The sequence below is a fragment of the Gardnerella leopoldii genome (genome assembly GCF_003293675.1).
Taxonomy (GTDB): domain Bacteria; phylum Actinomycetota; class Actinomycetes; order Actinomycetales; family Bifidobacteriaceae; genus Bifidobacterium; species Bifidobacterium leopoldii.
This window is the reverse complement of record NZ_CP029984.1, coordinates 1,046,183-1,062,067: the sequence shown is the minus strand read 5'-3', so window position 1 is coordinate 1,062,067 and position 15,885 is coordinate 1,046,183. Positions and strand designations below refer to the sequence as shown.

The window sequence follows — 15,885 nt, the reverse complement described above, 5'->3', positions numbered from 1 at the left end:
ATGATTGATAAAACAAATAAGCAATTTACTCGCAAGAACACCGATAGCGTGGAACAAGCTGCAGCAATTCAAGCGCCAACAAATAAGAACATGATTATTGTTGCAGGAGCTGGAAGTGGCAAAACGTATACGATGACTCGTCGCGTTATCGACCTTATTGAGCGCGGAGTTGCTCCTGAAAGTATTTTGGGGTTGACTTTTACTAATAAAGCAGCTTCTGAGCTGCTTGCAAGAGTTGCTCAAGCTGTAAGTCAGCATAGTAGCGAAATAAATAAGCTCATTAATAACGGAAATTCTGCATCTTCAAGTGGCTTTTTGAAGCCAGAAGTAATGACATACGATGCTTTTTTCCAGTCAATTGTGCGCCAATATGGTTTGCTCGTTGGATTTGATCAAAATACGCAACCTTTAAGCGATGCAGGTGCGCGCGAATTAATAAAACCGCTAGTAAACGATTATGTTACTAATCATGCGGAAATACTGTCTTGGTATAGTTTTGATGCGCTTATTGACGACGTGCTTGCGCTCGCAGCAGATATTTCATGCTCGATGATTGGCATAAATAGCAGGGGAGAGTCTATAGATAGCACGTCTAAAGCTGTTCTAGAAATTCAAAAGTGGAATAACGCTTGGATTGAACATTTGCAAAAAGCAATTGATTGTGCTGAAACTACTGAAATAATTGCAAAAAAGCCTAGCTCTATTAAATTGCGTCGCGGAAAAAACGATTCGGATGAAAAATATTTCGAAAAGTGCGAAAATTACGGAAAAGAATACGTAGAATACCTGAATATTACATTAAAAAATAAGTGTTATGAATCTTGTAATAACTTGCTTGAAGCTGCTAAGAAGCGCAATGCATTACTTGAATTAGTTTTGGCTTTTGACGCAGCAAAGCAGCGCGCAAATATGGCGCAATTTAGCGACTTTACTATTGCTGCATACCGTTTGGTGACGCATTTTCCTTCTATTGCAGAGCAGTATCGCCGCCAATACAGCCAAGTTTTGCTTGACGAATATCAAGATACTTCTACCACTCAAGCAATGCTGATTGCAACGCTGTTTCATAAAAAAACTAGCGGTGTTGAAGAAGCTAGCGTTGTTGCGAAAACTAGTGAAAATCAAGACTTTTTGACTACTCAACAAACGCATATTGCTGCAGTAGGTGATCCCTTCCAAGCTATTTACTCGTTTAGAGGAGCTAGTTCCGGAGCTTTCAGAAAGCTTGAGCAAGCACTAAATATCGACCAGTCAAGTGAGTTTTCTCTTACAAGAACGCGACGCAATTCGCAGCTTATATTAAAAGCTGCAAATTCTATTACGAAACCTTTGCGAGTGCCTCCGCTTCGTCATAGTAGTTCACTTGCTACAGAAGTAGAAGTGAAAAACTTGCAATACTTAGATAATGCGCCAAAAGGTACTTTTAGTGTGTTAAATATGCCTACGCAATATCAAGAAGTAGAAGCCGTTGTGCGTTTTGTAAAATATGTAAAACATAATGCGCTATCTGAAAACGACGATACTAATTCTGCATCTGCTAGAGTTGCAGTTCTTTTCCGTAGCAAAAATAATATTCCGTTATATGAAGAAGCATTACAAAAAGCAGGTTTGCGCACTCTTACTGTTGGGTATTCTGCATTGCTTGAAAAACCAGAAATTCGAGATGTTTTAGCTCTTCTTTCTGTTGTTGCAGATCACACAAATACTCAAGCTTTGATGAGATTGCTTGCAACTCCTCGTTTTGCGCTTAATACTGATGATTTGGCTGCTATAGCTAATATTGCAACATCAAAGAATATCGAATATGTTTTTCGTGCTTTAGTGCAAGCAGGTTTAGTAGACGCTGAAACTCCTCGCTCTAAGTGGTCGCAAGTTGTTCGAGAACAGCAATCTCAAGCTTCGCAAACCAATAGTATTCATGGTGGAGTTTTTGTGGCGGATGTTTTGCTTGAAGCATACGAAACTCAACTAAGCGAAGAAGCAAAAAATAACGACAAAAACGACAATAATTTGCTTTCTGAGCTAAAAAATAATTTAAGCTCTAAAGCTTATGTAGCAGTGTTAAGAATAGGGCAAATGATTCATGCAATACAACGTGCTCAATCTGGCTCTTTGCAAGATATTATGCGCGTTGCTGTAGAAACGCTTAACGTTGATATTGACGTTGCGCTATCTCGTGCGCTTATGAATGATACTTCCTCTAATGCAACGCTTCTTGACGATATGCACTCTACTGTCGATTCTATTTGTCTACTAGCAGACGCGTATTTGCAAGAAATGAGCGATTTTACAACTCCTACTTTGCATGGGTTTATGTCTTGGATTTTCAATATAGACAAAATTAACGATCAACCTTCTTCAGTGGATGAACCTGCGGATGTCGTATTAATGACTATTCACCAATCGAAAGGTTTGGAATGGCCTGCTGTAGCGATAGTTGGGCTTAATGAAGGCGTGTTCCCAAGTAATCAAGGCGATAATTTGCGCGTAATAGCAACGCAACAAAGTGGCGTGTACAGGGAAAGGGCATACGCAACGCTCGAAGTTGCTGCAAAAGTGCCTGTTTCTATGAGAGTGGATGCAAATATATTGCCAAGATTCCCTCACGATGTTGATCTTGAAACTAGCATGGAACCTCAAAAATCTTTGAAAAATATGTTAACTGTAGACGATATCGACGCAGAAGTTTATGGTTCAAGAGCTAGAGAAATGTTTGATTTGGCAGAAAAGTTCCATGAGCATGAGCAGGCTCCAGTAGAAGCGATTCCTTCAGAAGCTAGAAAAGTGTATGACGCTGTGATGAAAACTGGCACATTGCCTCTTTCGCAAGTCGAGGAGCGTGGGCGCGCTTTGCACATTGACGAGCGTCACCTTATGTATGTTGCTTTGACGCGTGCTAAATTCGCAGCATTGCTCACTTGCAGCCAGTCTAATGCTATGAGCGTTGTTGAGAATAAAGAAAATTTTGCAAATAGTGCAGCTTCTTCTGTAGATGAATCTTCAAATATTTCAACTTCTAGAGTTAAAAAACCTTCTGTTTTTTGGCAGGAAATGTATGATTCAATGCGCGGATCTGAAGAATCTCCGGTTCAGGTCACAGCTAAGGTTTCAGATTCTTCAAATCAAGTAGGTTATGTTGTAGGGGAGTCAGCTTCGCAACTTGCGCAATTATTTAGCGAGGAAAGCTCTATTCCAACTGAAGATAATAAGAAGCAATTATCTTGGCCGAGTGCATCTAGTGAAGCTATACGTAGTGTATTGCAAAAATCTGCGCAAGACGTTGTAAATTCAAAAATTAGTAATCAAGTTTCTGGTATTTCAAAAGATAATTCTTTGCTTTACAAAGCTCAAGCTTTGCTACAAGATGCGGATTTAATGCCGAAAATTGATTGGTATCGTAACATTCAAGAGTTAAAAAACAGAGCAGAGCAGCTTTCTAATGTTGAAAATGTCAATGTGACTGCTGTGCAAAGGCGCGCTATGTTTCGTAATGATTATTCGCGCGCGAATGAAGATTTTGATGATGCGGATGCTAAGCGTTTGCGAAAGGAATGGATGGCAATTATTCGCCCTATTCCTAGTGTTTCTTCTCCTGCTTCTGATTTGGGAACTCGTTTTCATGCTTGGGCTGAACAGTTTGTAAAAGCTGGTTGCGTGAATAAAAATTCTATTCAGTATGACGTTGATGAGAACGTTGATGAGAACGTTGATGAGAACGTTGATGAGAACGTTGATGAGAACGTTGCTGGAACTTGCGAGAATATTTCGCAAAATGCAAAATCTTCGGAGCGCAAATTGTTGATATGGAAGCAGCGCTTAATAACATCAAAATGGGCGCATCGCCGTCCTATAGCAGCAGAGCAGCCGATTGTAGCTCATGTTCCAGAATTAGGCGATCAAATTATTAATGGCAAAATCGACGCAATATTCGCAGGTGGTTTAAATCCAGAAGATCCAAGCAAATTGTACACGATAGTCGATTGGAAAACCGGTAGAAAACCAACCAAGCCACAAGATATTGCGCTTAAACTTGGTCAGCTTGACTGGTATCGTCTGCTTCTGTCTCTTATGACTAAGGTTCCGCTTGATGCTATCGATGCCACCCTTTATTATGTGAACATATCGGATGAATGTGAACGGGAAATTCATGCCGAGCAAAAAACGAAAGATGAGATCCTTGCCGAGTTACACTCTGACACGTTAATCTCCCTCGATGATGATGACGCATAAATGTTGCTATTGCAATCATTTTGCCGCAATTTATTTGCTGCAATTTTTGTTTGCTGTAACGTATTTTGCGCCGCGATTGAAACGCATCGTGCATCACTTCGAAAACGTGCAGATTCCTCGTGCAGTGTGTGTGGGCGGGCATACGCACAACATCGATTTGAGTATGAAGTAAGGAAGAATCATGACTGTTGAATTTCGTTCTGTAAAACTCAGCGATATTGATGCAATGGTTAAAGAATATGAACGTACTTGGGGTATTGCGCAAGAAGTTGGGAAAGATGCTTCGTTAAGTCTTTCTCGAAGATGTGTGTTGCATTACTTGGAACCTTCAACGCATGGTACTATTGCTGAAGTAGACGGTAAGTTTATGGGTCTGCTTTTGGCGCGAGTTTTTGGCGCACCTGTTTTATTTCCAGAAGTAGGGAGAATGCTTCGCGAGCAAGAAGCCGCAATGAAAGAAAATTGTGACAAAAACTATGCTCTCGCTTTAGAAGAAGCGTATGGCATGCGCGCGTTGGAAACTAAACTTGAAGCAAAATCTCATATTAATAATTTAACTCAAGCGGAATTGGAGCTTTTCCTTGTATCTCCGGATGCTCGTGGGCATGGTGTCGGTGGAGGCTTGTGGAAGCGAACAATGCATATGCTAAGAAATAATGGCGTAAATCGTTACTATTTGCATACTGATTCAGCGTGCGACGTAAGCTTTTATGATTATCACGGGCTTAGAAGAGATGCTTCTTTTATGCGTTCGGATCATCCTTATGAAGCTAAGAACGTGAAATCTTTGGTGGATGACTTGTATATTTACTCAGGTGAGCCGAGAGTTCGTTCAAAGCAAGCGAATGCTCGTTCTAAAACGTGCTAATAAAAAATATGCAAATGTATAACGTGCGTGACTTGCTTGACAAAAGGAGCAAAGAAATATATGTCGTCGCAAACGGCAACTAAGAAAGCATCGGTATTTTCTCAATATTCTAGATTATTTTCATTTAATGGAGCTAAAGCGTTTTGCGTAGCAGGCGCAATTGCGCGTTTGCCAATGTCTATGATTGCGTTGGGGATTGTTCTTGCATTAAACCATTTGTATAACAACTGGACTATTGCTGGAGCAATGTCTGCGTCGTATGTGCTTGCACAAGCTGCGGTAACTCCTGTGTATGCTAAGCTTTTCGACCGTTTTGGTCAGCGTAAAGTCGGAGTTATTGCGCTAAGTGCACAAGTAATCGCTATGATTTCTTTTGCATGTGCAGCGTTATTTAAGGTTCCTCTTGTTTTGCTTTTTGTGCTAGCAATTGTGATGGGCGTAACTCAGTTTGCTTTTGGCGCGTTGGTGCGTACTCGTTGGGCTTATACATTGCGTGCAGAAGATGACGATTCTTTATTAAACGTTGCTTATGCGTTGGAATCTGGTATCGATGAAATTGTGTTTATATTAGGACCTATTTTAGCTGCGTGGTTAGCAACTTCTGTGCATCCTGTTTCGCAATTATTCGTGCCAGTATTTGCAAGTGGATTGGGCGGAGCTTGGTTCTTTTCTCTAAAAAATACTCAACCTGCTGTGCTTAAAGTAGTGGAAGTTCCAACTGCTGCAGCTGAAGACGTTGATGTATTAATCGCTTCTCAAAAAGAAGATGAAATTTCTAAAGATTATGCGGAATCTCAAAAGCAAGAACCGAAACGCTCATTTGCAGACAAATTTAGTCTTAAGCAATTGCACAATCATCACTCAAAAAAGCGTGGCAAAAACGTGCTGCTTTACCGCGGTATTATCCCGCTAGTGCTCATGTTTGTTGTGTTTAATATGAGTTTTAGTGCATTTGACGTGTCTGTAACAGCTGCAATGAAAGCTCAAGGACTTGATCATTTTATTGGTATGCAGCTGGCATTGTTTGCATGCGGTTCGCTTGTGGGAGCGATTATTTTTGGATCGCATAAATTCCGCGGTTCTAATTGGTCGCATTTGATTGTATTTTTGACTGGTTTAACTGTTGGATTTGTGCTTATGAGTCTTAATATTGACAGACTTATGCTTATGAGCGTTTTTGAAGTGCTTTCCGGCTTATGCGTTTCGCCAATTTTTGCTACTGGAAATCTTATCGTTAAAGCAACTGTCCCTGAAGAATCGCTTACGGAAGGCCTTTCATGGCTACCAACTGCGTCTGCTGTCGGCTGTTCTTTAGGTTCGATGGCTGCTGGAGCTGCAATAGACTCGTGGAATTCGCATGCCGGAATGATGGTTCCGTGGATTTCAACAATGGCAGCTATACCTATCGCAACGTTCGGCTGGTTTATTGTAATGGTGCTTAAAAAGCGACATTAACTGCGCACGCGTGTAAAGTTTCTGCCGCTTTTTGGCTAGGGAACGGCAGTTTCTTTACGCCGCTGTAAAGTTTCTGCCGTTTCAGTAACAAAAGCTGAGTTGAGTCCTAACGGTACACTAGAAAGAAGTGCGCAATATCGCAAGATGTAGTGAGATGAATATGAAAATAGAATATGATGAACGTACTGAGGAAATTCTTGCTGAAGTAGTACGCGATGCGTTGCAATCTGACGCTGATAATATGCGTTCTCTTAATAACCAAGAATCTTCTGCGTCGTCTAAGCAAATTCGACAGTCGGTGAAAAAAGTGAATAAAAAAATGTCTTCTGATACTTCAACTAAATCAGTATCTACTAAAGATGTAAAATCTGCTAAAACTAAATCAACTAAAAAAGCTAAATTCAACAAAGAAACTAAAACAGAAAACGCAAAGTCATCAACTCGTAGAACAGGAAATGTTCTTCCTCCTGTAGTTAACGATCAAAGAGAAGGTGCGCTTATTGCGCCGCCAAAGTATCGTAAAGGCTCAATGCGAATCGTACCGCTTGGTGGTTTGGGTGAAATCGGCCGCAATATGAACGTAATTGAATATAACGGTCATATTCTGCTTATCGATTGTGGTGTGCTATTCCCAGAAGAAGAGCAGCCAGGCGTTGATTTGATTCTCCCAGATTTTCACTACATTCAAGATCGCTTAGACAAAGTTGAGGCATTGGTTTTAACGCATGGTCACGAAGATCATATCGGTGGTGTGCCTTACCTTCTTAAAATGCGTCCCGACATTCCGTTAATTGGTTCAAAGCTAACTCTTGCTTTTGTGGAAGCTAAGTGCAAAGAGCATCATATTGATCCGGAGCTTATTCGCGTAGAAGGTCGCGATAAGATGAAAGTCGGTCCGTTTAACCTTGAATTTATTACTGTTACGCATTCTATTCCAGATGCGCTCGCTGTGTGCGTAAAAACTCCGGCCGGAACGCTTATTGATACTGGAGATATTAAACTTGACCAGCTTCCTCTTGACCATCGCATTACTGATTTAGTTGAGTTCGGGCGTTTAGGTGAGCAAGGCATAGATTTGCTTATGGCTGATTCCACTAATGCTGAAGTACCAGGATTTGTGAAGCCTGAAACTTCGATTGGTCCGGCTTTGGATCGCGCTTTTGCTGAAGCTACGCGCAAAATTATTGTTGCTAGCTTCTCAAGTCACGTTCATCGCGTGCAACAAGTGGTTGACGCTGCGCATAAGTTTGGGCGCAAAGTTGTGTTCGTTGGTCGCTCGATGGTTCGCAATATGTCAATTGCTGCGGATTTAGGCTACTTGCATATTCCTGAAAATACTGTTGTTGACTTAAAACAGGCGAAGGATATTCAGGATGACAAGCTCGTATACATGTGCACTGGTTCACAAGGTGAGCCTATGGCTGCGCTTGGGCGTATTGCAGATGGCAGTCACCGAGATATTACAGTTAACGAATTCGATACTGTTATTCTTGCAAGTTCGCTTATTCCAGGAAATGAGCACGAAGTTTACAAAGTTATTAATAAGCTTGTGCAGTTGGGTGCGCGCGTAATTAACAAAGATAATGCTGCTATCCACGTGTCTGGTCATTGCAATGAAGGCGAGTTGCTGTACTTGTACAACATTGTGAAGCCAAAGTGCGCCATGCCAATTCATGGTGAGCATCGTCACTTGGTTGCAAACGGATTGATTGCAGTAAAAACTGGCGTTGATCCAAATAACGTTGTGCTTGCTGAAGACGGCGATGTTGTGGATTTGTATCATGGCAATGCTGCAGTTGTTGGTTCTGTGCCATGCGGTTACGTGTATGTTGATGGTGATTCTGTCGGTGAGCTTACAGATGAAGAGCTTGAAAAGCGCAGAATTTTGGGCACGGAAGGTTTCGTTTCGAGCTTTGTTGTAGTTGATACAGAGCACGCTGACGTGGTTTCTGGTCCAAAGATTTTCTTGAATGCTGTTGCTGAAGACGAGGCTGATTTTGAGAAGGTTCGTCATCAAATTGTTGAACAGTTGCAAGATGCTATGATGCGCGGCGAGCACGATACTTATAAATTGCAGCAAATTATGCGACGCACATTGGGCAGTTGGGTGGCTCGCGCTTTACGCAGGAAGCCTATGCTCGTTCCGGTAGTTGCGGATATTGCAAAAAATAGTCAAGAATAATGAAAAATAATCAAAAATAAAGAAAAATATTCGCGATTATTCGTAAATAGCTGAAAATAATCGTAAATATAATTAAAAATAAGAAAAAATAAGAAAGGTACAAAATATGCCAGGAGCAAATCTTACTCGCATAGAAGCTCAAGAGCGTTTCGACGCTATCCAAATGCCAATTCACTACGATGTTGCGCTCGATTTAGGAAAAGGCGGACGCGATTTTACTTCGCGCACAAAGATTGAGTTCGATGCTAAGGCTGGTAGCGCAAGCTTCCTCGATTTAATTGCAAACAGCGTAGAATCCGTGGTGTTAAACGGTACCGATCTTGACGTTTCTAAAGTTTTTGCAGACAGCCGAATTGAGCTTGCAAATTTGCTTGAGCATAATACCGTAGAAGTTGTAGCAAACTGCCAGTATTCCAACACGGGCGAGGGTTTGCACAGAAGTGTCGATCCTTCTGACGGAAACGTGTATTTATATACTCAGTTCGAAGTGCCGGATGCTCGCCGTGTTTATGCTGTATTTGATCAGCCAGATTTGAAAGCTGTTTTTGATTTTACGGTTGATGCTCCAGAAAGCTGGATCGTTACTTCAAACATGCCAATTAAAAGCGAAACAGCGTTAGAGGGCCGCGAAACTGAAGCAGGCACTTTGGAAAATGGTGCTGTAGAAGGCATGAAGCACTGGGTATTCGAGTCAACTCCAAAGATGAGCTCTTATTTAACTGCTATTTGCGCAGGACCTTACGCGCAATGGCACACAACTTACGACAACGAAGACGGTCGCGTAGTGCCAATGGCAATGTACTGCCGTCAGGCACTTAAAGACGCTTTTGCAAAAGACGTTGACTACTTGTTCGATATTACGAAGAAAGGTTTTGCTTTCTACGCTAAGACTTGGGGAGTGCCGTATCCGTACGCAAAGTACGATCAGATTTACGTGCCAGAATATAACGCTGGAGCTATGGAAAACATTGGTATGGTTACGATTCGCGACCAGTACGTGTTTGAATCCAAAGTCACGGACGCTTATGCTGAGCGCCGCGTTGTAACAGTTTTGCATGAGCTTGCACACATGTGGTTCGGCGACTACGTGACCATGAAGTGGTGGAATGATTTGTGGCTTAACGAATCCTTCGCAGAATTCACTTCTACTCTTGCAACTGCTGAAGCAACCGAATGGCATGACGCTTGGAGCACTTTCAATTCCGGCGAAAAAAGCTGGGCACTTAATCAAGATCAGCTTCCAACAACGCACCCAATCGTGGCTCCAATCAACGATTTGAATGACACTTCCGTCAACTTCGACGGCATCACTTATGCAAAGGGTGCTTCCGTATTGAAGCAACTCGTAGCGTATGTTGGTCGCGAAAAGTTCTTTGAAGGAATCCATAACTATTTGAGCAAGCATGCATACAGCAACGCAACTTTGGCCGATTTGTTGCACGAGTTAGAGCTTACAAGCGGCCGCGATCTTAAAGCTTGGAGTGCTCAATGGCTTGAAAAGGCTGGAATTAACACGATTTCTACCGAAGTCGAAGAAGCAGGTGACGGCACTATTGCTTCCTTGCGTTTGCGTCAGAGCGCGCCAGCTGAGCATCCTGTTCTTCGCGCACACCGTTTGGCTGTTGGATTCTACAATGTAGACGAAGCAACTGGCGAAATTAAGCGCACAAAGCGAATCGAACTTGACGTAGACGGCGAAGTGACGGAAGTTGTTGAGGCGCGCGGCGAAAAAATGCCAGCACTTATCCTTGTAAACGACGACGACTTGACTTACACGAAGCTACGTTTTGACGAAAAGTCGCTTGAATTTGCTGCCGAAAACTTGTATCGTTTCAAGGATTCTTTGACTCGCTCACTTATTTGGCTCGCGTTGTGGGACATGACTCGCGACGCAGAATTCCCAGCAGAACGCTTCGTGGAACTCAGCCTTAAAGCTTTGGCAACTGAGCGCGAATCAACTACTTTCCGCTATGCTCTTGGTCAAGTGAAAGTAACTGCAAGCCACTACGTTGTCCCAGAGCGTCAAGCAGAAGTCGCAAAGCATGTTGCTCACGAATTGTGGCAGTTGGCTTTGGCAGCTTCTGCAGGTTCCGACGAGCAATTCCAGCTCGTTAAGGCTTATCTTGGATACGGCGAAGTTGGAGATGCTGAGTTCTTGCGCGTAGCTAACGGATTGCTTGACGGTTTCGTGAGTTTGGAAGGCTTGGAAATCGACAACGACTTGCGCTGGAGCATTTTGATTGCGCTCGCAGGCGTGAATGCTTTGGATGAAGCTGGAATTGACGCGGAACTTCAAAAGCGCGACACGACTGAGAATCGCGAATACGCTTACCAGGCTCGTGCAGCTCGCTCAACTGCAGAAGCTAAGGATTGGGCTTTTGAACAGGCTTTGCGCAATCTCGATTTGACTAATATGCAAATGGGCGCTGTGGTTGCCGGATTTGCAAGCACAGCTAAAGGCGATTTGGTTAAGCCTTATGTTGAGCGCTACTTTGCTGAAGTTGAGTGGATTTGGAAGAACCGCACATTCCATATGGCTGAGGCTCTGATTGAGGGCTTGTATCCTGTGTATGCGCCGGTTGAGGAGCTGGTTAAGCACGGTGAAAAGTGGCTTGAGGCTCATGCTGATGCGGATCAGGCTTTGCGACGCATGGTGCTTGGTAGCCTTGATTCTTCGCGTCGCACGCTTAAAGTGCAGCATTACAACGCTTCTTTGCGCTAGTGCGATGTCCTGCTTTCGCGCTGCATTGAGCAAGTAAGTTCTTGTTTAATGTGGCGCGAGTTTTTTTGTTTAATGTGGTGCTTGGCTGGCAGTTTTCTGGAGTGGCTGTGAGGGGTGGGGTTACTTGTCTCGCAGCGCTACGCTCCTATACCTCATTTGGACTAGTGGATAGGTAGTTAAGTTTAGTTTTTTGCTTACTTTTTCTGCGGAAATAGTTATTCATCATCACGATTATTACTATCGCTCCGCTTTTATATTGCTCGACCAAGCAACACCCACCCCTCACTACTGATAAAAACGCTAGTGTTTTGTGGTGTGGTAGGAGAGTCTGGTGCAGTTTGTGCAGCAGCGCGAATGCTAGTGTCCACTAGGGGATAAGTATTCAATATCTGCAGAGCATGAATGTTAAAGTTCACTAATCAACAAGTAATCGATGTTCGCAGAAGTATTACTGCAAAGCTTCTTTGCTGCGCTAGCGCGTTATGCGAAACAGTGAGTAGAATTGCGAATAGTGTGTGACGCGCTAGTATGCGATGTTGTTTGCTTGCGCGCAAGAGAAGTGATTTTTGCGAAAGAGGCTTTATTATGCCAAGAATGTTTGGTACAGACGGTGTGCGTGGATTAGCAAATCGCGATTTAACAGCGCAACTTGCGTTAGATTTAGGTGACGCTGCAGTGCGCGTTTTGGGAGATAAAAGCGCGGTTGCGTCTGCTGCAGAAGAAGAAGCGTCATCAGATACCTCTTCTCGCTCCGCTCACGCTCGTCGCCGCGCACTTATTGGTAGAGATACTCGCGTTTCTGGCGATTTTCTAGCTTCTGCTCTCGCTGCTGGCATGAGTGCTGGCGGTTTTGATGTTATCGATGCTGGAATTATTCCAACTCCTGGTGTTGCTTTCCTCACTTCCGTGCTTAACGTTGAAATGGGTGCTGTTATTTCTGCGTCGCATAATCCTATGCCAGATAACGGCATTAAATTCTTTGCGCGCGGAGGCTTTAAGCTTCCAGATAGCAAGGAAGATGAGATTGAGGCTGTGCTTGGTCAAGATTGGGAGCGTCCAACTGGTGCTGGTGTAGGTCGAGTCAGCCATGATACTACTACAGCTACTAACTTGTATATTGATCATTTAGTTTCTGCTGTTGCGCCTTTAAGTAACGCTTCTACTACGCGCCCAAAGCCGCTTGCAGGTTTGCGTGTTGTAGCAGATTGCGCGAATGGTGCTACTTCTGTTGTTGCTCCTGAGGCTTTGCGCCGCGCTGGTGCAGAAGTTGTAGTTATTAACGCATCTCCTGACGGCTACAACATTAACGATCATGCGGGCTCGACTCATCCTGAGCAGTTACAAGCTATGGTTAAAGCTTCTAAGGCTGATTTAGGTGTTGCGTTTGATGGTGACGCGGACCGCTGCTTGGCTGTCGATGAAAACGGCAATATGGTTAATGGCGATCAAATTATGGGTATTCTTGCTCGCGCTAAAAAGGCTGAAGGCAAGCTTAATCATGACACTCTTGTAGTTACAGTTATGAGCAATCTTGGCTTAAAACTTGCTCTTAAAGATATGGGTATTGCAACAGTGCAAACAAACGTTGGCGATCGCTACGTTCTTGAAGAAATGCTCAAGCACGATTATTCGCTCGGCGGCGAGCAGTCTGGTCACGTTATTAATCGCGAATTTGCAACCACCGGCGACGGTACGCTTACTGCTTTGACTTTGTGCCGTGAAGTTGTGCGTTCAGGCAAGAAACTTTCGCAAATGGCTGCAGACTTCCCACAGCTTCCGCAAGCTCTTGTAAATGTGCCAAATGTAGATAAAATGGCTTCGAAAACTAACGCAGCTGTGCTTGCAGCTGTTGAGAAAGAATCGAAACTTCTTGGAGATACAGGTCGCGTGCTTTTGCGTCCTAGCGGCACCGAGCCTCTTGTGCGCGTTATGTGCGAGGCTGCAACTCAAACTCAGGCGGATGAGGTTTGCGCTCGTCTTGCTCAAGTTGTGGTTGATAATCTGAAGTTATAAGTTTGTTTACTTTTGCGTTCTCTGTTTGCTTACATCTCAGTCGGCTCTAGCAGTGCGCAAATAATTTTGATACACTTATATCTTTAGTGCTGCTTTCAAATTCTGCTCGCGGCATGTAAATTTTGTATATTTTCGCGTTATTATGCGCGTTATTTAAAACGGTGAAAAGGAGTCCTATGTTTACGCATCACGCAAGTGTTGATACTAAGCTCAGTCGCGCTGTTGAGCGCTTGCTTGATTCCGCTACAGAAGACGGCATTTTGCCGATTGTGCAGGCAGGTGAGCCTGTTCTTCGCCAGCGTACTGTTGCGTATGATGGTCAGCTTACACGTGCAACTCTTACTAAGCTAATTTCGTTAATGCATAGCACAATGTTGGAAGCTCCGGGAGTTGGTTTAGCTGCTCCTCAAATTGGTCTTGGTCTTGCTATTGCTGTTATTGAAGATCATGTTCGTGATGATGAGGACGATCCTCGTGACATCGCAGAGCTTCCGTTTAGAGCTATTATTAACCCTCATTATGAGCCTATTGGTACGCAAACTCGTAGTTTTTATGAAGGTTGTTTAAGCGTTTCCGGCTATCAGGCTGTACGTCAACGTTGGCTTGATATTCAGGCTACTTGGCAGGATGAGGACGGCAAACAACATTCCGAGCGTTTGCATGGTTGGCCTGCGCGTATTTTCCAGCACGAAACAGATCATCTTCGTGGTGAACTTTATATTGATCGTGCAGAAATGCGTTCACTTTCCACTGATGAGAACCTTGAGGATTATTGGGCAGATGAAGCAGTTCCAGTGGCGGCGGCTCGCACTTTGGGATTTGCTATCTAGGTTTTATTGTCAATTTATTTATTAATTTGATTTTGTTTTTGATTAATAGATACTGACTATATTTTTCTGTTTTTCTATTTTTGCGTCGTATTTTTTACTGATTTATGTCGTGTTTATAGAATTTTTTGTTTCAAACAAGCACTTTTTTGTTACGTCTGGTTTGTTTTGTGTGCTTTTAGTAATAGAATTGAGCGCAAGTGGTTTGTTAAACATTTTTCGGTTAGCAAATTTATGGGATCTGTTCCATTAACAAAGGAGAGACGAGTGAAAGTTTGCGCTCAATGCGGTACCCAGAATATTGATACTGCAAAATTCTGCAAGGGTTGTGGTAACAAGTTTGAGGCTGCTCAGCCGGCACCCGTTCAGCCGGCACCCGTTCAGCCAACACCTGCTCAGCCGGCACCTGTTCAGTCAGTACCTGTTCAACATGCTCCAGCTCAGCCAGTGCCTGTTCAGCAAGTGCATGTTCAGCCTACACCAGCTCAGCCGGCGCCTGCTCAGCCTATTGCGCAGCATGCTCCTCAGTTTGCGCGTCCTAGTATGCCTCAGCAGGGTATGCCAGCTCAGCCAGGAATGCCTCAGCAGGGTATGCCTCAGCAGGGTATGCCAAATATGCAACGTCCAGGCTATCCATATGCTCAGCAGGGTATGCCAGCTCAGCCAGGAATGCCGGGTATGCAGAATCGCCCAAATACTCCAGGCGTTTCGCACTATAGCCAAATTTCAAACCAGCTTAATGCTGAACAGATGATGAACTTCTTCCGTTGGTTAGTAACTGCTCTTAAGAATCCTTCTCAGAGGTATCGCGTATCTAATATTTACGCAGTTTTAATTTCTGTGATTTCTGGTTTGCTGTTTGGTTTCCAAGCATATTTCTCTTCGCTTTCTTTCTACAATGCTTCTAATAGCACTGCTTTGGAACTTGTATCTAAGTTCGCTGGACAGCAAACTCCTGGTGTGCCTTTTACACTATTCTTCTATAAGTTTGTTATTGGAATGATTACCGTATACGCTGTATACGGTGTAGCTTTGCTTGGCATGAAGATGTTTGGTGAAGAGGTTTCGCCAGCTCAGCTTCACGTTCTTTTTGCTCAGAAACTCGTACCGCTTTTAGGCTTGCAAATTGTTTCAGTGATTTTGACTTTCATTGCTCCATCTATTCCTGTTATGAATTACTTTAAAGGAAAAGTAGAAGGCAGTGATTCTTTAGTTGCATCTATAATCTACAGCAATTCAGACATCTCATTGTTAATGAATAATCCTAGTGCTGTTTTGCAAGTTCCATCTATGTCTTTGCACACACTTTACTTGGTATTATTGATGCTCATTCCTGTATCGTTTATGGCAACTGCACACTACAAGGGTAAGCTTGATCGTGAGTGGATGTGGGTTATCTTTATCTTGATTGGAATTGTTGCAATATTTATCGTTGCTGCAATCAATACTGCTATGGTTAATTCCTTGGTTCCTTCGAATAATCTTATGAATAAAGCACAAGACCTAGCTAATTTATTTAGGTAAATATATCTAATAAGTCATAAGCCTAGCAGTCTTGTCTGCTAGGCTTATTTTGTAAAAATATACG

General features: G+C 43.2%; 8 protein-coding genes. All 8 read left to right on the top strand.

The features are described 5' to 3' along the window. Positions 1-4,230 (top strand): ATP-dependent DNA helicase, encoded by a 4,230-nt coding sequence (locus DOD25_RS04355; RefSeq protein ID WP_112928794.1) that lies wholly within the window; start codon positions 1-3, stop codon positions 4,228-4,230. Positions 4,231-4,411: 181 nt separating this feature from the next. Then, entirely contained in the window at positions 4,412-5,098 is a 687-nt protein-coding gene (locus DOD25_RS04345; RefSeq protein ID WP_004107272.1) for a GNAT family N-acetyltransferase, read from the top strand. Positions 5,099-5,158: 60 nt separating this feature from the next. Continuing rightward, complete coding sequence (locus tag DOD25_RS04340) at positions 5,159-6,553, top strand: MFS transporter (protein ID WP_004107275.1); 1,395 nt, start codon at positions 5,159-5,161, stop codon at positions 6,551-6,553. Positions 6,554-6,707: 154 nt separating this feature from the next. Beyond that, entirely contained in the window at positions 6,708-8,735 is a 2,028-nt protein-coding gene (locus DOD25_RS04335) for a ribonuclease J (RefSeq protein WP_004118687.1), read from the top strand. 106 nt (positions 8,736-8,841) lie between these two features. Next, a complete protein-coding gene (pepN, locus tag DOD25_RS04330) occupies positions 8,842-11,457 on the top strand; it encodes an aminopeptidase N (RefSeq protein ID WP_112928793.1) in 2,616 nt (871 codons plus the stop codon). A 585-nt stretch (positions 11,458-12,042) separates the two neighbouring features. Further along, positions 12,043-13,470 carry a phosphoglucosamine mutase gene (gene glmM, locus DOD25_RS04325; protein ID WP_112928885.1) on the top strand — a complete coding sequence of 476 codons (1,428 nt, stop codon included), beginning with the start codon at positions 12,043-12,045 and terminating at the stop codon, positions 13,468-13,470. Positions 13,471-13,646: 176 nt separating this feature from the next. Further along, on the top strand, positions 13,647-14,300 hold the full coding sequence (locus DOD25_RS04320) for a peptide deformylase (protein WP_004107289.1): 654 nt from the start codon (positions 13,647-13,649) through the stop codon (positions 14,298-14,300). 264 nt (positions 14,301-14,564) lie between these two features. Next, complete coding sequence (locus DOD25_RS04315) at positions 14,565-15,821, top strand: zinc ribbon domain-containing protein (RefSeq protein ID WP_112928792.1); 1,257 nt, start codon at positions 14,565-14,567, stop codon at positions 15,819-15,821. The last annotated feature ends 64 nt before the right edge of the window (positions 15,822-15,885 follow it).

Excerpts from the sequence above, each read along its gene's own strand:
- pepN (WP_112928793.1), top strand. The coding sequence starts at position 8,842 with ATGCCAGGAGCAAATCTTACTCGCATAGAAGCTCAAGAGCGTTTCGAC.
- DOD25_RS04335 (WP_004118687.1), top strand. The coding sequence starts at position 6,708 with ATGAATATGAAAATAGAATATGATGAACGTACTGAGGAAATTCTTGCT.
- DOD25_RS04355 (WP_112928794.1), top strand. The coding sequence starts at position 1 with ATGATTGATAAAACAAATAAGCAATTTACTCGCAAGAACACCGATAGC.
- DOD25_RS04345 (WP_004107272.1), top strand. The coding sequence starts at position 4,412 with ATGACTGTTGAATTTCGTTCTGTAAAACTCAGCGATATTGATGCAATG.
- DOD25_RS04340 (WP_004107275.1), top strand. The coding sequence starts at position 5,159 with ATGTCGTCGCAAACGGCAACTAAGAAAGCATCGGTATTTTCTCAATAT.
- DOD25_RS04320 (WP_004107289.1), top strand. The coding sequence starts at position 13,647 with ATGTTTACGCATCACGCAAGTGTTGATACTAAGCTCAGTCGCGCTGTT.
- glmM (WP_112928885.1), top strand. The coding sequence starts at position 12,043 with ATGCCAAGAATGTTTGGTACAGACGGTGTGCGTGGATTAGCAAATCGC.